Genomic DNA, 21,627 nt, shown 5'->3' with positions numbered 1-21,627 from the left:
TAAAGAAAAATTAATTTCTTGATGAAATATTTCAGTCTAGAGGCGCACAGAGGAAGATGGGGACAAGGGGGACAAGGGAGAATTTGCTTCCTTGTCTCCCCGCTCTCCTTGTCCTCAACGTGGACTGACAGGTGCTTGATTGGCGGGTATTTGAGGCACTGGTTTACTCGGTGGAATCTGTTCAATGGTAATCAGTGCTTCCATGACTGACTTAGCAATGGGTGCGGCTACAGTACTACCATAGGCATTTTCTCCTTTTGGGTTATCAACCAATGCTAATACGACGTAGCGGGGCGATTCTACAGGTAAGATACCCACGAAGCTGGTGATTTTAGCTCCGCTGATGTAGCCACCAGCGCGACTGGCTTTTTCGGCTGTGCCGGTTTTGCCTGCAATGCGGTACCCAGGAATTTGCGATGCTCTTCCTGTGCCGTCATCGACTACACTTTCCATCATCTCTACCACCTTTAGGGTGGTCGTGGGTGAGAATATTTGGCGCGGAGTAGCTCGATTGGGTGAATAGTGAACCTGCCCTTTGGTGTCTATCAGCCCCTGGACTACGTGAGGTGTGACCAATTTGCCCCCATTGGCTAAAGCTCCGTGCATTTGTACCAGTTGCAACGCTGTCAGTGAAAAGCCTTGACCAAAGGAGGTTGTAGCTGGTTCAACTGGCGTGGCAAGAAATTCTTCCTGACGTTTTAGCTGACTGTTTACAGTGAAGGGTAAATCAGTATCATCAACGCTTTGCCCTAGCCCCAAGCGTTCCAGCCAACCGTAGTAGACAGAAGGCTGCAATCTTTGAATGATTTGCACCATGCCTATGTTGCTTGAGTGTTGCAGAATTTGAGAGATGTTGATCCGCCCGTAACGTTTGTTTTCAGCATTCCTGATTGTTCGGTCAGTTACTTGAATGTAACCGGGGTCATTAAACACATCTTCAGGTTTAATGACGCCAGCTTCCAAAGCGATCGCCACATTTAAAGGTTTGAACGTTGAACCTGGTTCATACAGATCTGCTACCGTCCAATTTTTAAATAGAGAGATATCGGCTTTAGAATATTCATTTGGGTTATAAGTGGGCTGAGAAACTAAGGCGAGTAGGGAACCATCCCACGCATCCATAACAATGACTGCTCCTCGCTTTGCCCGGTACTTTTCCATTTGTTCTTTAAGGGCAAAGCGGGCAACTCTTTGCAGGCGGTTATCTATAGTGAGTTGCAGCCGCATATCATCAGAATTGAGAAAACCCTCTGGAGCATAATCTGGCATCAGCGCCCCGTTACCTGCTCGGCTGAGTCGTACCGTCTGCATAGAACGTTCTAGTAACTTCTCTTGGCTGTACTCCACACCAGCCTGACCGCGACGGTCAAGATTCACATAGCCTACCACTTCTGCTACCAAATCCTGCTGTGGGTAGAATCGCGAGTATTTTTGAATTAACTCTAAGCCATTGAGGTGGAATGAAGAAACGCGATCGGCAATTTCTTCTGGTAATGCCGAAGCAAGTGTGATCCCGGTTTTTTTACTTTCAAACTTTTTTTCTAATTCAGCAGCGTCTTGAGCCAGTACTGGCGCAAGCTGTTCTGCCATCTGGTGATTAGACTTTTCAAAGAGTTTGGGATGGGCGTACAAAGTATACACGGGACGGTCAATTGCTAGCAAATCCTTATTGCGATCGACCACTGGGCGACGAGGCATAAAAGGTCGCAAATTCACCATTTGCTGGTTTCGCGCCTTTTGTGTGAGCTTTGGTCCGCGCACGATTTGCAGGTTGTACAAGTTAACACCCAGCCCTACGCCAGCAGCAATCAGAAAGCTCCAAACAATAAACAGTCTGAATTTGGTGTTGGGTGCTTGCTCTTGAGTCTGGTCAGGTTTGCTGTTGAACTCTCGTCTCCAACCCTTCTGCTGTCGTCTGGTAAATTCTGGTTTCGGAAAGTTAAACTTTTTAAATTTTGTTCTGCTTGGTGACTTTTGCATGAATATAATCCTTTGTCCACCCCTTCACGCCTCGTTACTCAAATCTGCCCAATCTTGGCAAGTGGTGCGCCTTAGCTCGTTGGGTGTTGAGGGGTTTTTGTATAAATACCCGCACCACTGCCGCCCCAATTCCGTATCGTCATGCTCATAGATTTAATGAAGATTGGGCAGATTTGAGCAGGTTTAGCCCAACCGCTGTGCGGAGTCCAAAGTGAAAAGTCAACAGTCTAAAGTTATTATTTTTGGCTTTTGGCTTTTGACTTTTGACTTTTCACTAATACCCCACTGGATTGGGGGTTTGCTGTTGTATTTCTGAATTTGGCGTTCTGTTAAGTACTGGGTTAGGCTCAATAGGTGCTCTCTTCAAGAAAAGCATCCCTGCCGGAGTTGGCGATACCAGCTTGGCTGGTGGGCGTTCTGCTTCTTTCGCCATTTGGTTTTTTAGCACCTCGTTGGTTGTCATCAACTGCCGCTCATAGCGTTCCAAGTTATGCCGCTTGCGGTATGCCTGACTCCAAAGTTGTTGGGAATATACAGTCCAACCATAAACTACAAGCGTCGTAGCGACTAACAAAAACGCGATAATTGAAGAATGACGATGTAAGGCGAAAAGGCGCAGCAACCACGAAGGGAAAGACTCAGCAGATGGCATCACAGGGACGCTTGAGGCTTTTTGTTTGCTAGGATCTGGCACGGATGTTGTTTGTGTCTTGGCGCTGGAAGCTTCCCTTGCCATCTGCCGTGCAGAAACTGATAAATTTTTGGACGAATGCCTTAGTTTTCTAGAGGATACTGATGTAGACAAGGCAGGCAGAACGGCTTGGGGAGTTCTGAACTGCGGTGTCTGTGGAGGATTTTCTGGTGGTTGAGTGGACTCTTTTGGTCGGGGAGCAGAGCGACGTTTTCTGCCACTTCTCACTGCTGTCCGGAACCCACTGCCCGTTGCAGAAACATCTGATTTGCGAGCAACAGCCATAATTTTTTGGATAGAAAATACTTTATTCTAGATGATTGTCTGTTTTTACTCTCGTTATTATTGCCTTTCGGGCAATAACCAACAAATACACCCTACACCCAATCAATATATTCTGATAGGTAGGCGCACCAATCTTCCCATTCCCAAGAAACTTAGTTTGACGGAAGAAATCAGATTTCTTGGCAATGAATGGAATTGCCGCTGAACACTCAAGGTGTTCAGGTATCGCATTTATAAAGTATGGCAACGCATTGCCACTATAAGCAAGAGGTGTGAAAAAAAAACGCAATTTTTGCTATGATATCGCCCTTAGTGACTTAATTTGCTAATACTACCCTGAACGATTGAGTGACTTTACAACAAGCGAAAACATTTTGTTTAAATCTGTCATCTCAAGTTGCTTAAAAAAAAGCAACAAATAAGGTATCGTAGTCAACAGGCTAAAATTGTTATTGCCGCAATTGGTGAAAGAGGAGTTATGAAAATAAAAATCCTTAGTTTTGCTTTAATTTTGGGTCTGGCAGCAGCTCTCGGAGCCTGTGATAGTGGTGGTGGCGGCGGCGATGCTCCTGGGGGCGCTGGGGGCGCTGGAGGTGCCGCTACTTCACCTGCGGAACCAGCAGATACTGGCACTACCCCTCCCGCTGGTGGCGCAGCTAGCCCTGGTGCTGGTGCTGGTGCTGGTGCTGGTGGCGCAGCTAGTCCTGCCGCCACCCCAACCAAGTCCCCCTAAATAGCAGTCTCAAAACAGCCAAAACAGGTTGTTGCAGCGCGTCTCACTACATTGGTTGAGTTGAACCTCCCAAATTTCCATAAAGTAGATGGCTGAGTTTTGAGAGTGCATAAATTAGTCACGCTCACTGACACTTTGTCTTGACAATCCCCTGTACTCCGTTTCTCGTCTGGAAAAGTGATCTGATAGCAACACTTGAGGTTGCCAGATCTTCACAGCAACTTACCCAAGAAACCCGGTTTCACAGAGAAACCGGGTTTCTTTATAGCTAAGCTATTGGGGAGGGGAGGAGAGAATAAGCAATTCACGCATTCGCTCATTCATAAGGTACGGCATTAACAAAACCAGTGCTGGCAAGACGCCTAGCTGCTAACAGTATGCATTCTTATAGGCGTGACAGCTTAACTCATGACTGGGGGAGAGAGAGAAAATGAGAAAGGTGATAAGATTTCTGGTTTTAACAGTCTGTACTAGCATATTGGTGGAGCTGAGCAGTCATTGGGGGGCATTGGTCATGGCATTACCGCCACAAGAAGAGATACCAGAAGAAATATTGCGAACCGAGATTATTACAACAGCGCGATCGCCTGTTGATGGTAAGCCTTTGAGCGCTGGCGAATACGCTCAATTGCAGGCTCAGTTGCAAAAAAGCCCACCCCCAAAACTTGATCCCCGAATTCAAGATCAAGTTTTTCTGCTGCGACTGCGTAAAACCTTGCTTCAGCTTTTCCCCTTTCTAAATCTTTGAAGCGTGTATGAATCAAAGAACTTACTACATTTCACACTCCGTACTTTACACGAGGTAAAGCATACTCCTCCAAAAGGACTCCCTCCAAGGTACGATGACTATCACGACAAAATTGCAAATAAATGTAAAGAATATATATAGATGTTTTACAAAGCAAATTTACTTACCCACTTTAGTTAACGTAGGTAGCTGCATGTCTATGACCACGATCGCCCCCGAACAGGTTAACCGCATCGTTTGGAATCAACATCAAGATCCGTTTGAAGTACTCGGTGCCCACCCCATAGAACAGAATGGCAAAAACGTCTGGGCTGTGCGTGCCTACCTACCAAGTGCGAGTGCGGCTTGGGTGATCCTTCCTGAAGAACGCAAGGAATACCCAATGGAAGCGGTGCATCATCCCAACTTTTTTGAATGCACGATAGAAACAAAAGAACTAGCAAATTACCAGTTACGGATAAAAGAAGGCGAACACGAGCGAGTCATGTATGACCCTTACGCTTTCCCTTCTCCCCGGCTGACTGAATTTGATTTGCACCTGTTTGCCGAAGGCAACCATCACCGGATTTACGAGAAACTGGGAGCGCACCCCACTGAAATCAATGGTGTTAAAGGCGTTTATTTTGCCGTTTGGGCACCCAACGCCCGTAATGTTTCAATCCTGGGAGATTTCAATAACTGGGACGGGCGCAAACACCAGATGCGGAAAGGACACACTGGCATTTGGGAATTATTCATTCCCGAACTTGGCGTAGGAGAGCATTACAAATACGAAATCAAAAACTACGAAGGACACATCTACGAAAAATCTGATCCCTACGGTTTTCAACAAGAACCCCGCCCCAAAACCGCATCCATTGTCACCGATTTGGATGCCTACACATGGAGTGACGAAGACTGGCTGGAAAAACGGCGTCACACCGATCCCCTCACTCAACCCCTTTCAGTTTACGAACTGCATTTAGGGTCTTGGTTACACGGCTCTAGTGCAGAACCACCCAAATTGCCCAACGGTGAAACCGAACCTATGGTGATGGTTTCAGAACTTAATCCCGGCGCACGTTTCCTTACATACCGGGAATTGGCAGAACGACTCATTCCCTACGTCAAAGATTTGGGATACACTCACATTGAAGTGCTGCCCGTTGCCGAGCATCCCTTTGATGGCTCCTGGGGTTATCAAGTCACTGGGTATTACGCCCCCACCTCGCGTTTTGGTCGCCCAGAAGACTTTATGTATTTCGTTGACCAGTGCCACAAAAACGATATTGGAGTGATTGTAGATTGGGTTCCCGGTCACTTTCCCAAAGATGGTCATGGTTTAGCATTCTTTGATGGCACCCATCTTTACGAACACGCCGATCCCCGGAAAGGCGAACACAAGGAATGGGGGACTCTCGTGTTCAACTACTCGCGCAACGAAGTCCGGAATTTCCTGGTGGCAAATGCCCTGTTCTGGTTTGATAAATTCCACATTGACGGCATTCGCGTTGATGCTGTCGCCTCCATGCTCTATCTCGACTATTGCCGTGAAAATGGAGAATGGCTTCCCAACCAGTACGGCGGCAGAGAAAACTTAGAAGCAGCTGATTTCCTGCGTCAGGTGAATCACAGTATCTTCAGCTATTTCCCTGGCGTTGTCTCAATTGCCGAAGAATCTACCGCATGGCCGATGGTATCTTGGCCCACCTACACTGGAGGACTGGGCTTTAACTTGAAGTGGAACATGGGCTGGATGCACGATATGCTGGATTACTTCAGCATGGATCCATGGTTCCGCCAGTTCCACCAAAACAACATCACCTTTAGTATGTGGTATCACCACAGTGAGAACTACATGCTTGCCCTGTCCCACGATGAAGTGGTGCATGGTAAGAGCCATATCATCGGCAAAATGCCTGGGGATAGATGGCAGAAATTGGCAAATGTGCGTTGTTTGTTCGCCTTTATGTTCACTCACCCAGGTAAGAAAACCATGTTTATGGGCATGGAGTTTGGGCAGTGGAGTGAGTGGAATGTCTGGGGTGACTTAGAGTGGCAGCTATTTCAGTATGAACCGCACCAACAGCTCAAAGAGTTTTTCAAAGAACTAAACCATCTTTATCGCTCTGAACCTGCTTTGTACACCCAAGATTTTGCACGCGAAGGGTTTGAGTGGATTGATTGTAGCGACAACCGCCACAGCGTGGTTTCTTTTATCCGTCACGATAAGGATTCTGATAATTTCGTTGTTGTGGTTTGCAACTTCACACCTCAACCCCATTCCCACTATCGCATCGGTGTACCTGAGCTAGGATTTTATACTGAGTTGTTCAACAGCGATGCTCGTCAGTATGGTGGCAGCAATATGGGTAACTTAGGTGGTAAGTGGACGGACAATTGGTCATTGCACAATCATCCCTATTCGCTGGATTTATGTCTGCCACCCTTGGGAGTTTTGGTTCTCAAGTTGGATAAGCAGAAGACAGCAGAGGTGATGGAATCTTAAGTAAGGAGGGTGGGCATATGCCCACCGTTGGCTTGTTAAATCTATTACGTATTAGATTTTCACACTTTATACGTAGAGATTTAAGGAAATCTTACAATATGAATCCTGGTGATGCCACATAAAAAAGGAATGAGTGAATAGTACGTATTCACTGTTTTAATTGTAACATCACGGATGACTTACCAAACACCTAAAGAAAAGCTTGAAGCTCTCCTGGCACAAATAGAAAACGATCTATACAAAGATAGACAAAAAGCGTGTCAGAATCTATCAGATGTAGAAAAAAGTTATATTAACCAGAGATTACTTCATAGATTTACGGACCTCTGGCAGAGATACATAATATTACAGAGCCATTGCAGTTCAAACAGACAATACTAAATAGCTATCTATGAATCATAAAAATTGAACTGCGAAAGGGGTTCAATCAAAAATCTATCAAAGTAACCTTGTGCTTCTACAACTGCTTCCTCAGAAAGACCATTCTTGGTAGAAATGATCTGATTTCTTATAAACTTAAAGACTTCTAAGTAAGCTACAGGAGGCAAGACAAAGCTAATTACCCCGTTAGGCAGTGGAGTGGGTGCATCACCTATTGCCATGTAATGTCCAATCCACTTCAGGTAGAGTTCAATATCTTTGCTGAATTGTTCAATTCGCTGTGGTGCTAGCACTGAAGTATTTACTTTATTGCAAATAATCTTTCTTTGACTAATGAGATTTTGGATCTTTATAACTAACTTACTCCGATTCTTGGATAACCATGTAGAAACTTCTTGGCAAGCTTTGTAAGAATTTTCTATATCTTCTAGGGCAAAATCATACTTAAATACTTGCTGTAATTTTTCAATAAGAATGGATTTAACAGGTTCCTCTGTTAAGTCTAAGCTTTCTATCTCTTCTCTTATAACATCCTTAAACTTTTTAACAAAAGTAGCAATATCTTTGTATTTTTGCTCAAAGTCGCCTAAAGCTCCTTGAAGGTTTTCAATTCGTTCTTCAAGAAATTTGTTTTGAACCTGAAGTGATGATAAATCAAGTACGAAAGTTGTGATTAGTCTGATTACCTCCTACGTTTGTTTGATGACCTGCTACAGTGTTGTGACCCGCATTGACACCAGAAACTGACTCTATGTTCTGTTCGGTAATGGAGCCGACGTTATTATAGTTAGTACCAGAAGTATTTTTTATCGCTTCCTGGACTTCGACAACCAGTTTCTCTAGTTCTTTTCTGAAATCTTCCTCTTCTGTAGCTTTCTTTTCAACTAGTGCCTCAAGTGCTTTAGGATTCTCAACAGCTTGAGTAAGTTCAGGTTTACCAGCAAATTTCCATTGGAAAAAACCTCGCAAGCGTTCAACACTAGCTTTATAGGCATCACTACCAATGCTTTGAAGCGCACCCTCTAGAGCTTTTCCTAGAAAAAAATTTACAGCAGCCTGAGCAAGAAATACGACATTCATTTGGTAAGCACCACAGTAAAAATACTATGTACACTTTTACGATACACTAAAGTTAATGTCAACAGGGTGTTTAAAACTTATTCAAGTAAAGCTCTATGAAAATCACACCAGACAAACACCCACAGCGATCACTTTCTTGAGTGAATCTCAGCATTGCGAATGCAATCGCACTCCATCCCTGTAATTAAGTAACATAAAAGAGTCCGCAATGGCTACGCAACAGGTGAAAAGCCATGTCCTTGGTTCCGTTGGAAGCGAAATCAGTTGGTGAGTCAGTCATTAGGGTTAGCATTGCAGCGATCGCAAGGTAACTATAGCGGTTCTTAATTGAGTGCAATACAACCTTTTCTTGTGGGATGGGCTTCTAGCCCGTCTTAAATTGAGGGCGGGCAGGATGCCCACCCCACAAAATATGTATTTCATCCGAGTGAGAAGCGCTATATAGAGGAGTGGAAACCGTTTGGTTACGTTGGGCGACATTGGAGGGAGAACTGTTACCTACTGCTGCGGAGATTGCACAGCAGGAACATCAACGCGCTGAACAGGAACGCCAACGCGCCGAACAGGAACACCAACGCGCTGAAGCTGAACATCAACGCGCTGAAGCTGAACGCCAACGCGCTGAACAAGTGCAGTCGCAGTTGCAGCAAACGGTACGAAATTTACTTCAGACAGGAATGACAGTGGAACAAGTCGCCAGGTTCACGGGTTTAGATGTTTCTCAAGTAGAGGAATTGGGCGATAAATAGCGCTGTAACAAACCAATCATGATTTCTGGTGTTTCCAAATGGGGCAGAACCCCTGCATCTGGAATTGCATGAAAATCTCGAATAGCACTAAGATTGAACTTTGCTAAACGCTGTCCTAGCTTAACACTGGTAAATTGTGCCTCCTTACCCCAAAATATCACTGTAGGGATGGTCAGTTGTTGAATATACAAGCTTAAGTCAAAGTAAAGGTCACCCCGTAAAAATGCCAAGGCGGCAAATTTAGCATTGGGCTGTTGTGCAGAGGCTAGGTAAGCCTGTACCATTTCTTCGGAAACTCGTTCGGGTTTGGCAAACAGAAACCTTTGCAAAAAGTTGCGTACCGCCAATTCATTTTCTGCGCCCAGAGCATAAATGAGATTGTCCAATATCGGTGTATTTATTAATTGAAGAGGAAGTCTACGTCCAGCACCTTGCCCAAAATCATCAAATCCAGAGGGACATACCAAAAACAGTGCTTGGAATAAAAAAGGATGGGCAATAGCAAGGCGAATCGCCAAACCAGCTGTTAATGAAGACGCAATCACCGTCACAGGTGGACGACAAGTATGTCTGATAAATTCTGCAATCGTCGTCAAGTAATCGCTAATTTGGTAATCTCGCACAGGATGTGCAGATTCACCCCAACCGATTAAGTCTGGGGCTAGCACCTTGTGCGTAGGGGCAAAAGCAGGATAAACTTTAGACCATTCATAAGCAGAAGCCCCGCCACCAAAATTATGGAGGAAGACAAGGGGAGGTAAATCTTCAGTTTCAGCAATCAACCAAGGTGCATTCGTTTGGGTATAGTAAACCATCAACCCCAAGGAGGTGTTGATAATTTTTTGTCCAAAGCCAGGGGGTTGAAACTGGAGCATCATGAATAAAGTTTAAACTCTTCTTTGTTCAATTTTCCCTTAGCTTGGAAATAGAGTTATTGAAGACGACAGGGTGTAGGGTGTAGAAAAAAATTTCCTTTCTTTGGGAGGGCATATTTCCCCGGCATAATTTTTCGCGTTGTACCCCTTAATCCCCAATCCCTAACACCTCGACTTCGCTCGGTGTTAGCCCTCTGGCAAGTCGAAGGGCTAATCCCCAATCCCCAATCCCCTCCACCAGAAACGTCAGTACATAAGTCCTTTTGTGATCTTGTGGCAAGATCATGTAGTGAAAACACTCGCATAAGCTATACAATGTTAGGAAAGTTACTAGATGGGCGTTACAAAGTTGTCCAAGTCCTTAGGGCTGGAGGATTTGGTCAAACTTACATTGCTGAAGATACACGCCGTCCAGGAAATCCCAAGTGTGTTCTCAAGCTGCTGAAACGTGCGAGTTCTGACGCGTACTACTTGGAAGTTGCTAGACGTTTATTTAATAGCGAAGCGGAAATTTTGGAACAATTGGGCAATCATGACCAAATTCCCCGTCTGTTAGCTTATTTTGAAGAAAATGAAGATTTTTTTTTGGTGCAAGAGTTGATTGTAGGGCGTCCACTCAGCACGGAAATGCAAGTTAGTGAACCTTGGACTGAAAGCCAAGTTATCCAAATGCTACAAGATGTTTTGGGTGTCTTGGAGTTTGTACATAGCTATGATGTTATTCATCGCGACATTAAGCCAGATAATTTAATCAGACGTGACAAAGACAGCAAATTAGTTTTAATTGACTTTGGTGCAGTCAAACAAATGCGGTCTCAATTTGTAGCATCTCCAAGCCTTATAACTGCTACTGTTGCTATTGGTACTCCTGGCTATATGCCAGCAGAACAAGCGCAAGGTAAGCCACGACACAATAGTGATATTTACGCGCTAGGTATGATTGCGATCCAAGCAATGACGGGATTGTTACCAACTCAATTTCAGGAAAACCAGGAAACAGGAGAAGTGATTTGGCAACATCAGGCGCAGGTTTCTCCGGGATTGGGGGCGATTATGCAGAGGATGGTGTGCTATCATTACCGCGATCGCTACCAGTCAGCCACAGAAATATTGCAAGACTTGCAGCAGCTCACAAATCCCTTACTAGCAACGCAACTATGGATTCCGCCTACATACATATATAACGCTGCGCCTCCGTCAAATATACCTGTTGCACCATCCCAACAACCATCCTCAGTACCTGTTTCTGGTGCAATCAACCACTCTCGAGTATTCCCGAAACCACCTACTTGGCTCAATCCAACTCTGTCTGTGGTAAGATTCTTACCCTTTATCGGTGCATTTGGATTATTTTTATTTAAAGCTGCTACCTGGCTAATATTACTAGGTGTTGTTCTGGTAGCTTTTGGAGCAGGGCTATTTTTTCTACGTTCTTGGTATCCCAGATTAGGGCGAGATTACGATGCCATTTTTGCTGTTGTGTTTTGCCTGTCTGGCATACTTCTTTTATTTCAAGATTCTCGCTGGTCTGGCACTCAAGAAATACCAATTGGTCAATCTTTGCTAGCCGGAGCAGGAGTTTTTTCTGTCGCTGAATGTATTCGTTTACGTGGGAAGTAAGAAACAATTTGCTTGATTATTTTGAGGTGCTTACCATTAACGACAAATCACTCATCAGTTGGCGGTTAACTTTTTGTGTTCAACTTTGAAACTATCAAAAACCTCAAATATGCTCAATCATCAAATCAATTCTTTAGGCATTATTTTAATAACTGTAGCACTCTTTTTATCCGCTGTACCATTTGTACGTCCAAATTTATTTCAGCGTCAAGATATCTTGTTAATTATTGTGTTTTTTATTTGTGGTTCCATTCTCCTATTTCCAAACAGGTTATACAGTCAAGGGGTAACACAATTTAATTTGATTCTTTTGATATTTCCTGCTGTTTTTTACACTTTTGAAAGCTTGCTTTTACGAAATAGAAAAAATTAGAGAAGAGTCAATCCAAGTAAAAAGTAAAAAGTAAAAAGAAAGACAACCCCATAGATGAATCAAGGGGCTTGTAGCAAGGACGCCTTTTTTTCACAGCATGAGTGTCTCAAAAAAAATCTTTACCTTCTTTTCCATGAAGAAATTCAGGGGTTTGTGACCAATTTTATTCTTCTTTCTTTTACCTTTTAACTTTTAACTTTTGCCTTATTCGGTCATAAGTCATTCATTCGTCAACAACAAGAACCCCGACTTTTTAAAAAACTCGGGGTTCTGAGCAAGCGCGATTTTTACTAATCAAAATAAAAAACTATTCTTTCATAGGTGATAATTCAGCTAAACTCTCACCCATTTCAACACACTTGGGTTCTTGTCATAGTGGTACGTCAAGCCGTCCCTAGTAGTGATAGAATTTCCTTTGCTTGCCTTACTTCTGATAGTGCTAATAGAATAGTTAGTTAATTCACTTATTTTCTTATGAGAAAGCCCTTCACTTGTGATTGTTTCCGTCAATATTTGTGATTGACTTTGCGACTCATTATTAGGCGTGCTTTGAATATTTATTGTTTTTTGATTTCGATATTCCTGCACAGTCACAAGTTGCCAACTGGAATCTTGTGAAAGTTCTAAAACCCATTGATGATAATCAAATAGACTTTCTCTATGCCCTACACTAATAAATGTTGTTTTCGTTGCTTGTAACTGTTGATATAAACTTCCTTCATTTTTCAAATCCAAGGCACTTGTTGCCTCATCTAATATTGTGAACCTGGGATGAGTAACTAATAGTCGTGCGAAAGCAAGGCGTTGTTGTTCTCCCAAGGACAATATATTCTCCCAAGGAACTTCTGTATCAAAGCCTTCAATTCGACTTAGCAAGTTTTGCAGGTTAACTTGTTGCAAAACTTCTTTGAGCTCTGCGTCGGCCATTTGACGATTTGTCTTAGGATAAAGTAACTGTTCGCGCAAAGTTCCTAAAATTATATAAGGACGTTGGGGTAAAAACAATACTTCGTCTAAGGGAGGTCTTACCAAACGACCGGTTCCCGCATTCCATAACCCAGCGATCGCTCTCAATAAAGAGCTTTTACCTCGACCACTCGGCCCTACAATTAATAAACCTTCACCTGGCTGGACAGAAAGTGACAAATCTTCAACGATCACTTGTTCATAATCAGGTGTTTGTAAGGTGACATGCTCAAAAGCAAGATGATTTTCTTCTATTGTTTTAATCGTACTGACATTTTCAGGTTGTTGAGTTACTGCTTCTAGCGCACCTGAAAACTCAGCTAAACGCTCAGTGTAACTGGAAAAATTTCCTGAAACTCCAAATTCACTAATTAAGTCTCCTAGAGCGCCACCAAAGAGTTGACAAGCTAAAATAGTTTGTCCAAGTATTCCAAAATCAATTTCACCGTTAATATATAAAGGCCCAAGTACGAAAAAGGGAAATAATTGGATAACAGCTTGATATGCTCTGCTAAAAATTATCCTTCCTCTCTCCCAATTAATCCTGCTTTCAGTTTTCTTGACAAAATTATTAAATCGGCGACCAATTATATTTCCTTCTTGTTGTTCTCCCCGAAAAAAAGCTATCGATTCAGCATGATTTCGTATATGAGTTAAGGAATAATTGTATTCGGCTTTAGATTCAATTTCTTCTTTATTAAGCTTATTTAATTCTTGATTCAGATAAACAGCAATTAAATTGCCTATAACCGTATAAACAACCATAACAACAGCAATCTGTTGGGAAATTGACCAGACAACTATCAAAAAAGTAGCCATCTCCAGGATTTTTTCGAGGAAAGTTGCTGAAAAGCTGAGAGCGTTACTAGTAATCGGTTCAATTTCTTGAGATATACGTTGATCTGGGTTATCAATATCGGCACTAAAGTTAATTTTATAATAAGCACGATTACTTAAATATTTATCTAAAACTTGATTATTCAGCCATTTGTACCAATCAAGAGCGATTTGCTTTCTAAGAAATTCAGAAAATCCTGTTACAATCGCTACTGAAAAAAGCCCAACAGCATAAAGCGATAATTCATTAATAAACTTAGAATAATCTTTATCTTGAATAAGAGCATCAACCATATAGCGGCTAATGAAACTGTTAAAAGCAGTTACACTTACCAGCACGATTATTAGTAGCACAAGTAAAATTAACATTACCCAGCTACGAATCACATCTGAAAATGCTCTTTCTCCTGGGTTGGTTGGATACCAATAAGGCCCAGCGACAATTTTTACATCCCCCCAAAATTGAATAAAACTGGAAATAGGATTTTTTGTGGGTTGAGCTTGAATAACTTGGGTTGGCATATTTTAGAATGTTTAATCGTCAGAAGCAATTGGTGTTGTGACTACAACAGGGTTACACCACCATCCACAGGTAAAATAACCCCTGTCATATAAGGGTTTGTTATCAAACTTAACACTGCTTGCGCCAGTTCTTCTGGTTGTCCAAGATGCTGAACAGGTAAGGATGCTTCGGCCCACTTTGACAGATCTGCTCGCTCGGACTCGCTTTGATAAGTCAGTACGCTTGTATCCTCTACTATTCCAGGAGCGATCGCATTCACTCGAATCGGTGAGAGTTCTAAGGCTAACGTGCGTCCAAATACAGCGACAGCAGCATTTGCGGCAGCTATGACTGAAATACCACCCAGTTTTGAAGGTTTGGAGATAGTGACACTTGATGTCAAGGTAATCGAGCCGTCAGTGGCTATATTTTTTACCGCAGCACGAACAGCATAGAAAGTTGCCCAGAATTTTTCCATCCCGCTTTGAGCAATTTTAGTCGTCATCTCGGCTATTAGCGATCGCTGCATATTTCTGTCTGGTACAGCTGTCACAACTAAATGATCAAACTTACCGACTTTCTCAAATAGAGCATCGACTGAAGCTTCGTTTAAGATGTCAACGGCGATCGCCTCCAAGTCAAAAGACACCAAATCCTTGAGTTGATGTAATTTGTCTTGAGAGGGACCTGATACTACCACCGATGCTCCCAGTTGAGATGTTTTAGTGGCGATCGCTAGGTCAATCCCTGAGCTTGCGCCAATGATTATTAGTTTCTTACCTGATAGCGACTGAAACATTTAATTACCCCATAATTAGTCATTAGCCATTAGTCCATAGAAAGGGAAAAGGAGAACTTTCTCTCCCTCTGTTCCCTCTGCTCCCCCATCCTTTGAGTTGACTTCTACTTCTGTAACAAAGCCAAAAAACAGAGAAATTCATTATTGCAACTTCGCCCAAATACCTTGGCAGCGTTCCATAACTAAAGCCTGAAAAATTGATTGAGTTGATGGGTGAATATCTACTTTATATAGATAGAAAATACCTGTAGGCGTTTTCAAATTTAACTCTCTGCGAGTCAGAGATAATGCTTGTGCGCGATGGAGTTCTACAGCTTGGAGTAAACCAGGATAACTCAAATTACGTAAAGCTAATTGACCATTTTTAGTCACATATATAGCATCATTTTGAAACAGATGTTCTAAGCTGATTAAACTAGCATACACATCGGTATCCTTTTCTAGACCTCCTAAACGGTGAGCATCTAAACCAAAGCGAATACAGAAATTGACAGCTACTAACTTTCCAGCTTCTTGAGCAGGTAAAGTACAAGCAGCAAACTCAAACCCCAAACTATCAGCTCGCCATTCCTCTACACCAGCATAAGAATAGTTTTGAAAAAGGTGATGCTTGTCTTTAAAGTCAAAACCCAAACCACTTGCATGCCCTGCTTCATGAACTTGAGTATCTACGTGACGATAGCGTTCACTATTGATTTCATCCTCTAGGGGGCCTAGTAGTAAACTAGCTGTTTCGTATTCAAATACTTTTTGAATACATTCGTAGCTAGAGCCTAAAAAACGTCGTCGCTGCTCTTTTGCATTGTTTAATGCTGGGCCACGAACACTGTTAGGAAAAGACCATCCATTCGGGACGATAAAGGCTTCACCACTTTCACCTTTGACATTACCACAACTAGCAATTTCTGTAAAAGAAAGGTTTATCGGCATTGGTTGATTCAATTGGCCAAATTTTTCCCGAATCAGATTTTCTAATTGTTCAATAGATGGCTCTTGATTACTGTGTATCTTCCCGTAAATTGCACTTAAAGCCAGATTAGGTCGAGATTTGCGATTTATTTGGTACGGTGCAACAATTAGGAAATACCCGTTTTTACCAATAAAATCCATATTGATAAAATCTTCAGATAAGATACTCCAGTCGTTATTTTCTAGAGCATCTGCCGTCTTTGATAGCCAAGCTTGAGGAAGTTCACTAGAGTTTACCGCCTGTTGACGCAGTTTTTTGACAGACCTGGCAATTTCATCTTGCTCAATATCTTGGACTATTTTTTTAGTTAATTCTTGTTCATCTACACAAATTTTTGTCATCGTTCGATGTTGTTATTAACTTTATCATTAGTCATTTTTTTTAGATTAATCTCATTAAAGAAAAAAATAATTTCGCATTACTTGATAGGCTTCTTTGCTGAAACTAATAAATAATTCAGTGATGATGAAATTAGCAAATCATCTATAGCAGCCACATTTACCTTATAGGTTTCTTCATCTATCTCTCCTGCTTCAAATTCCTTTTCAATCCAAGATTTCAAATCTCGCGAGTGTGTATTCCAGCACTCCTCTGTCGCTTCCAAAACTTCTATCTGCTGGAATTCTGCCTGTTGGTAAAGACCTTTATACTCCTCAATATCTTGGACAATATTTTGAGGAACAACGAGATCGCCGAAATACTTTGTAGTGTTAAAGACAAGATCAGAGAGGATCAGCTTGCCTCCAGGCTTTAATACACGCCAAGCCTCTTTCAGAAACTTCTCCCTTGTATTAAAGTAGAAAGCTGCTTCCACACAGATGATGTTATTAAATGTATCATCCTCAAATTCCATCTGCACAGCATCCATACAAATGATTTTACAGTCTGGTGCATTAACTGCACTTCTGGCTATTTGTTTAGGGGAAATATTGATGCCTACAACATCGGCAGGCAAATAATACTTGAGTAGATAACTGGTAGTTGCTCCTAAGCCACAGCCAACATCAAGAATATTTCCCTGCTTATCTGGAATAGCTTCTAACAGCTTTTCCATTAAGTTAAAACTGGCTTCCTGCTGATTTTGAGTATCTGAGCGCCAATAGCCTACATTGAAAAACTCTTCTTGACCGTAGTAATCTCTAGTCAAAGGATCAAGAATTAAATTGTCAAATACAGTAAGAAATTCGTTTTTATCCATAGTTACCTTATTAGTTATTGGTCATTAGTCAACAGCTAATAGTTCGCCTCTCTCTATTCCCCACTCCCTCCCGCGCTTCTTTGATGCAAGCTTTCAACCGTTGGGCTAAAACCTGGACATGGGGTTCAGCCATAATTGAAACGTGATTGCCCAATACAAAATGGCTCTCCACTGGTTCAGTAGAAAACTCACTCCAGCCCAAGGATAAATCCTGTGAAACTTCAGCAAACTCATTATTAGAGTCTTCCGTCATATCTTCGTTGGCGCGGAGAATTGTCACTTTACCCGGGTAAAGCTGTTTCGGTACATAATCAACCAGACATAAACAGCTGCTTCTATAAGCTTGTACGATATTTATCAGTTGCATAGTTTCAGCATTTGGAGGCAGTATCTTAGCCATTTTGAAACAGTTTAAAACGTATTTTAGTTGCTCTTCCACAGTTAAAACTTGTAGAGTTTCGTAAGAAATATCTAGATTCTTTTCTAAATAAATTTCCATGCCTTGGCTTACTTCAGCTAACCACCTCGTATGCTCCCAATTAAGATAATCAACAAGTATTTGCTTATCTTTATAGGTTGGTGCTGAAGAATCAAATATTGCCAATAAAGCAATCTTGTGTCCTTTTTGACACAACTGTTGAGCCATTTCAAAAGCTAAATTACCCCCATAAGAATGTCCTCCTAAAAAGTATGGACCTTGTGGCTGAACAGCTTGCATTGCTTCAATGTAATGACTCGCTATATCTTCAATACGAGTAATCTCACCCAATTCCTGATACAGATTATTTTCAAAACCGTATAACGGTTGATCGTCTCCTAAATAACGTCCTAAGTGATAGAAGTAAAACGGTCTACCTCCTGCACCTGGAACACAGAAGAAAGGTAAGTTTGAACCATTTGGTTGAATTGCTACCAAACAAGATGGCAAAGAGTCATCCGATTCTGTTTGGATAATTGTTGCTAACTGTTCAATCGTGGGGTTTTGAAACAGGGCTGTTAAAGGAAGAGCTTTACCAATCTGCTGCTTAATTTGAGTCATTACGTAGGGTGCTAACAGAGAATGACCACCCAAATCAAAAAAGTTATCTTGTACCCCAATTTTGTCAATTTTTAGAATTTTTGACCAGATTTGTACGAGCTTCAACTCTAATTGATTACGCGCTTCGATAAATCTATCCTTCTCACTAGTGTTAGCAGGAGCTTTCAAGGCGCGGCGGTCTATTTTACCGTTAGGAGTTAGTGGTAGGGTTTCTAGAATGACAAAAGCATTTGGCATCATGTACCCAGGCAGTTTATTAGCCAGGAACTCTCGTAGTTCGCCTGTTGTGAGTGTCCCCTGTTTTTGCGGCACTACATAGGCGACTAAGCGCTTATCTCCAGGGGTATCTTCGCGGACAATGACGCAAGATGCTTGCACATCACTATGTTGGCTCAGTACAGTTTCAATTTCTCCCAACTCAATGCGGAAGCCACGAATTTTGACTTGATTATCAATACGCCCCAAGTATTCAATGTTGCCATCAGGTAGATAACGAGCTAAATCCCCTGTTTTGTAAAGCCGCTCGAAATTAGAGGATTGGTCTTTTGTTTCCCCTCTATCCCTCTGCCCACCCGTCCCGTGTACGGGGTTCCTGCCATAGACCTCTGCCCCTCTGCTTCTTAGGAAAGGATTAGGGACAAATTTCTCATTGGTCAACTCAGGGCGGTTAAGATAACCGCGTGCTAATCCTACTCCAGCAATGTGCAGTTCCCCTGGTACACCAATTGGCACTGGTTGTAAGTGCGAGTCTAAGATGTAGATTTGCGTGTTGGCTATAGGGCGACCGATAGATATTTTCTCATCATCTTTAGTGCATTTGGCGATCGCAGCACAGACGGTTGTTTCCGTTGGCCCATAAGCGTTAAAGAAGTTTCTCCCAACAGACCATTGTTTTATCAGTTCAACAGAACAAGCTTCTCCGGCGACAATGATTGTTTGCAACGCAGGCAATTCCTCAGCAGGCAGGACTGCCAATACTGATGGTGGTAGAGTGACATGAGTGATGCCATAGTTGCGTAATCGCTCAATTAAAGGTGTACCAGGTGCTAAGGAGTCTTTTGTACCTAAGTAAAGGGTTGCCCCTGACCCCAAAGCCATGATCATTTCCCAGATAGAAGCGTCAAAACTCAGGGAGGCAAACTGGAGAATGCGACTATCTGAATGCAAACCAAAAGTTTGAATCTGAGCTTGAGCTAAGTTCACCAATCCGGTGTGCTTAACCATTACTCCTTTAGGTTTACCTGTGGAACCGCTCGTGTAAATCACATTAGCTAAATGAGTAGCACTCACGACTCCAGTCAGGTTATCTTGGTTGTTTTCGTCAATTTGTGACCAGATTTCATCTAAACAGACAAGCTGCCCTTGATGCCCATTTAGTTTATCAAAGAGTTGCTTTTGGGTCAGCAGCACGCCAAGTTGAGCATCTTCGAGCATAAATTGTAAACGCTCTTGGGGATACTCAGGGTCAAGCGGCACATAAGTCCCACCTGCTTTGAGAATACCCAGCAGTGCCACTAGCATTTCTAAAGAACGCTCGACACACAACCCAACCAGTACATCTGCTCCTACACCTAAAGAACGCAAGTAGTGTGCCAATTGGTTCGTACGGCAATTCAATTCATGATACGTTAATTGTTCATTGTCAAACACCACCGCAGGGGCATCTGGAGTACGCTCTACCTGCTCTTCAAATAACTGATGGATACATTTATCATGGGGATACTCTACTAGAGTATTGTTCCACTCCACCAACAATTGATGACGCTGTGCTGGACTCAACAGGGGTAATTCAGAAATTCGCGCTTGTGGATTGGTTACAATTGCTTGGAGTAAAGTTTGAAAATGTTGGGCTAGCCGAGTAATTGTATTCGCCTCAAATAAATTAGTGTTGTAACACCAAACCCCCTCCAAACCTCCAGGAACTTGCCAGTAGTTTACTTCCAAGTCAAACCTAGCCCTAACATCAATTGGTAAGGGCATATTCTGAATATTTAATCCTGACAAATTCCCAGAAGACTGCGGCGCATTTTGCAGAGAAAACATCACCTGCACCAAGGGATTACGGCTCAAATCCCGCTGGGGCTGTAGCTTTTCCACCAACATTTCAAAAGGTAAGTCTTGGTGAGCATACGCTGACAAGGTTGTTTGCCGTACCTGTGCCAGAAACTCAGCAAAGCTGGGGTTTTCAGCAAGATTGCCTCTTAATGCTAGGGTATTGGCAAAAAACCCCATTAATTGCTCGATTTGGGGGCTATTGCGGTTGGCGATAGGCGAACCAACAATAATATCTGGTTGACCACTATAACGAGAAATTAACACCAAAAACGCTGCCAGTAGAGTCATAAACAACGTTGCGTCTGACTCCTGGCTTAACTGCTGGAGGCGTTGCGTGAGTTCTCGATCTAGCACAAAAGACTGAGCTGCACCCTGAAAAGTCTGGATTGGGGGACGCGGTTTATCGGTGGGTAGTTCTAGTACGGGAGGAACACCCGCTAACTGTTTTTGCCAGTAATTAAGTTGGCGTTCTAGAACTCCGCCGGTTAGCCACTGGCGTTGCCAAAAGGCAAAGTCAGCATACTGAATGGGTAATTCTGGTAGTGGGTTGGGCAATCCTTGGGTAAAGGCTGCATATAGTTGAGATAACTCACCGAAGAAGATGTTTAAAGACCAACCATCATAGATAATGTGGTGCATCTTCAATAACAGTACATACTCCTTGGGACTTAATTGGAGTAGGGTGAATTGTACTAAAGGCCCAAACGCCAAATCGAAGGGCGCAGACGCTTGGGACTCGGCAATTTGCCGAATCTGGGCGGTTTGTTCATCGACTGACAACCCCTGCAAGTCGTGGATAGATAAATTTAAGGTAGTGGCAGGGGCAATTTTCTGGATAGGTTTCCCGTCTACAGTGGGAAAAGTGGTTCTCAAGACTTCATGGCGGCGGACAAGTTCATTCAGGCTTTGTTCCAGTGCCACTATATTGAGCGCACCGTCTAGCCGCAGTGCCTCCAACATATTGTAAGAATCATTGTCTGGTGAAAGCTGCTGGACAAACCAGAGTCGCTGTTGGGCAAAGGATAGCGGTAACTCACAATCCCGTGGCACGGGTTCAATGACAAGTTGCTCGGAGACTTTAGCTTGTTTGGCTTCTTGCAATAAGGAAATAATTTCTGTTTTGCGTTTGGCTATTTCCTGGCGTAGTGTTGGAGTTAAAGCACCTTCAGGCGCATGACAACGCAAGCGATCGCCATCTGTCTCTAGGTTAATACTCAATTTTTTGAGTTGACAAATAAATTCAAATGTGCTCTTCATC

General features: G+C 42.8%; 16 protein-coding genes. 6 read left to right on the top strand and 10 right to left on the bottom strand.

All coding sequences use genetic code 11. The features are described 5' to 3' along the window. Positions 1-114: 114 nt before the first annotated feature. Together V5G28_RS12125 and V5G28_RS12120 are read right to left on the bottom strand one after the other, a co-directional pair. Positions 115-1,980 (bottom strand): peptidoglycan D,D-transpeptidase FtsI family protein, encoded by a 1,866-nt coding sequence (locus V5G28_RS12125; RefSeq protein WP_332997584.1) that lies wholly within the window; start codon positions 1,978-1,980, stop codon positions 115-117. A 274-nt stretch (positions 1,981-2,254) separates the two neighbouring features. Then, positions 2,255-2,956: a hypothetical protein gene (locus V5G28_RS12120; protein WP_332997582.1), complete on the bottom strand. Its 702-nt coding sequence runs from the start codon at positions 2,954-2,956 to the stop codon at positions 2,255-2,257. A 478-nt stretch (positions 2,957-3,434) separates the two neighbouring features. Here V5G28_RS12120 and V5G28_RS12115 point away from each other — a divergent pair, with 478 nt between their 5' ends. The 3 genes from V5G28_RS12115 to glgB all read left to right on the top strand — a co-directional run bounded on the left by V5G28_RS12115 (position 3,435) and on the right by glgB (position 6,925). Next, complete coding sequence (locus V5G28_RS12115) at positions 3,435-3,689, top strand: hypothetical protein (RefSeq protein WP_096570814.1); 255 nt, start codon at positions 3,435-3,437, stop codon at positions 3,687-3,689. A 430-nt stretch (positions 3,690-4,119) separates the two neighbouring features. Beyond that, positions 4,120-4,437 (top strand): hypothetical protein, encoded by a 318-nt coding sequence (locus V5G28_RS12110; RefSeq protein ID WP_332997579.1) that lies wholly within the window; start codon positions 4,120-4,122, stop codon positions 4,435-4,437. A 199-nt stretch (positions 4,438-4,636) separates the two neighbouring features. Next, on the top strand, positions 4,637-6,925 hold the full coding sequence (gene glgB / locus V5G28_RS12105; protein ID WP_336230461.1) for a 1,4-alpha-glucan branching enzyme: 2,289 nt from the start codon (positions 4,637-4,639) through the stop codon (positions 6,923-6,925). Positions 6,926-7,314: 389 nt separating this feature from the next. On the opposite strand, the gene V5G28_RS12100 is transcribed toward glgB, so the two are convergent. After that, positions 7,315-7,599 (bottom strand): hypothetical protein, encoded by a 285-nt coding sequence (locus tag V5G28_RS12100; RefSeq protein WP_332997577.1) that lies wholly within the window; start codon positions 7,597-7,599, stop codon positions 7,315-7,317. A 361-nt stretch (positions 7,600-7,960) separates the two neighbouring features. Beyond that, positions 7,961-8,386 (bottom strand): hypothetical protein, encoded by a 426-nt coding sequence (locus V5G28_RS12095; protein WP_332997575.1) that lies wholly within the window; start codon positions 8,384-8,386, stop codon positions 7,961-7,963. Positions 8,387-8,835: 449 nt separating this feature from the next. On the opposite strand from V5G28_RS12095, the gene V5G28_RS12090 reads away from it, so the two are divergent. Further along, positions 8,836-9,135, top strand: a complete 300-nt coding sequence (locus V5G28_RS12090) for a hypothetical protein (protein WP_332997573.1) — start codon at positions 8,836-8,838, stop codon at positions 9,133-9,135. On the opposite strand, the gene V5G28_RS12085 is transcribed toward V5G28_RS12090, so the two are convergent. After that, positions 9,108-10,010: an alpha/beta fold hydrolase gene (locus tag V5G28_RS12085; protein WP_332997694.1), complete on the bottom strand. Its 903-nt coding sequence runs from the start codon at positions 10,008-10,010 to the stop codon at positions 9,108-9,110. The two genes, V5G28_RS12090 and V5G28_RS12085, sit on opposite strands and share 28 nt — an antisense overlap. A 315-nt stretch (positions 10,011-10,325) precedes the next feature. Here V5G28_RS12085 and V5G28_RS12080 point away from each other — a divergent pair, with 315 nt between their 5' ends. Together V5G28_RS12080 and V5G28_RS12075 are read left to right on the top strand one after the other, a co-directional pair. Continuing rightward, a complete protein-coding gene (locus tag V5G28_RS12080; RefSeq protein ID WP_332997571.1) occupies positions 10,326-11,630 on the top strand; it encodes a protein kinase domain-containing protein in 1,305 nt (434 codons plus the stop codon). Between the two features lie 109 nt (positions 11,631-11,739). Then, a complete protein-coding gene (locus tag V5G28_RS12075) occupies positions 11,740-12,003 on the top strand; it encodes a Ycf66 family protein (RefSeq protein WP_332997569.1) in 264 nt (87 codons plus the stop codon). 333 nt (positions 12,004-12,336) lie between these two features. Here the strand turns inward: V5G28_RS12075 and V5G28_RS12070 are convergent, their stop codons facing one another. The 5 genes from V5G28_RS12070 to V5G28_RS12050 all read right to left on the bottom strand — a co-directional run bounded on the left by V5G28_RS12070 (position 12,337) and on the right by V5G28_RS12050 (position 21,626). Further along, the gene (locus tag V5G28_RS12070; RefSeq protein WP_332997568.1) at positions 12,337-14,328 is read right to left on the bottom strand and encodes an ABC transporter ATP-binding protein/permease; all 1,992 of its coding nucleotides are present in this window, start codon (positions 14,326-14,328) and stop codon (positions 12,337-12,339) included. A gap of 41 nt (positions 14,329-14,369) precedes the next feature. Further along, positions 14,370-15,107 carry an SDR family oxidoreductase gene (locus V5G28_RS12065; protein ID WP_332997566.1) on the bottom strand — a complete coding sequence of 246 codons (738 nt, stop codon included), beginning with the start codon at positions 15,105-15,107 and terminating at the stop codon, positions 14,370-14,372. Positions 15,108-15,248: 141 nt separating this feature from the next. Further along, entirely contained in the window at positions 15,249-16,418 is a 1,170-nt protein-coding gene (locus V5G28_RS12060; RefSeq protein WP_332997564.1) for a DUF6014 family protein, read from the bottom strand. A gap of 77 nt (positions 16,419-16,495) precedes the next feature. Continuing rightward, complete coding sequence (locus V5G28_RS12055; RefSeq protein ID WP_332997562.1) at positions 16,496-17,275, bottom strand: class I SAM-dependent methyltransferase; 780 nt, start codon at positions 17,273-17,275, stop codon at positions 16,496-16,498. Between the two features lie 28 nt (positions 17,276-17,303). After that, the gene (locus tag V5G28_RS12050; RefSeq protein ID WP_336230449.1) at positions 17,304-21,626 is read right to left on the bottom strand and encodes an amino acid adenylation domain-containing protein; all 4,323 of its coding nucleotides are present in this window, start codon (positions 21,624-21,626) and stop codon (positions 17,304-17,306) included. Position 21,627: the final 1 nt, after the last annotated feature.

Origin of the sequence: Scytonema sp. PRP1, assembly GCF_036697665.2 — a bacterium.
In the GTDB taxonomy this organism is placed as follows: domain Bacteria; phylum Cyanobacteriota; class Cyanobacteriia; order Cyanobacteriales; family Nostocaceae; genus Kalymmatonema; species Kalymmatonema gypsitolerans.
This window is presented reverse-complemented; position numbering and strand designations above follow the sequence as displayed.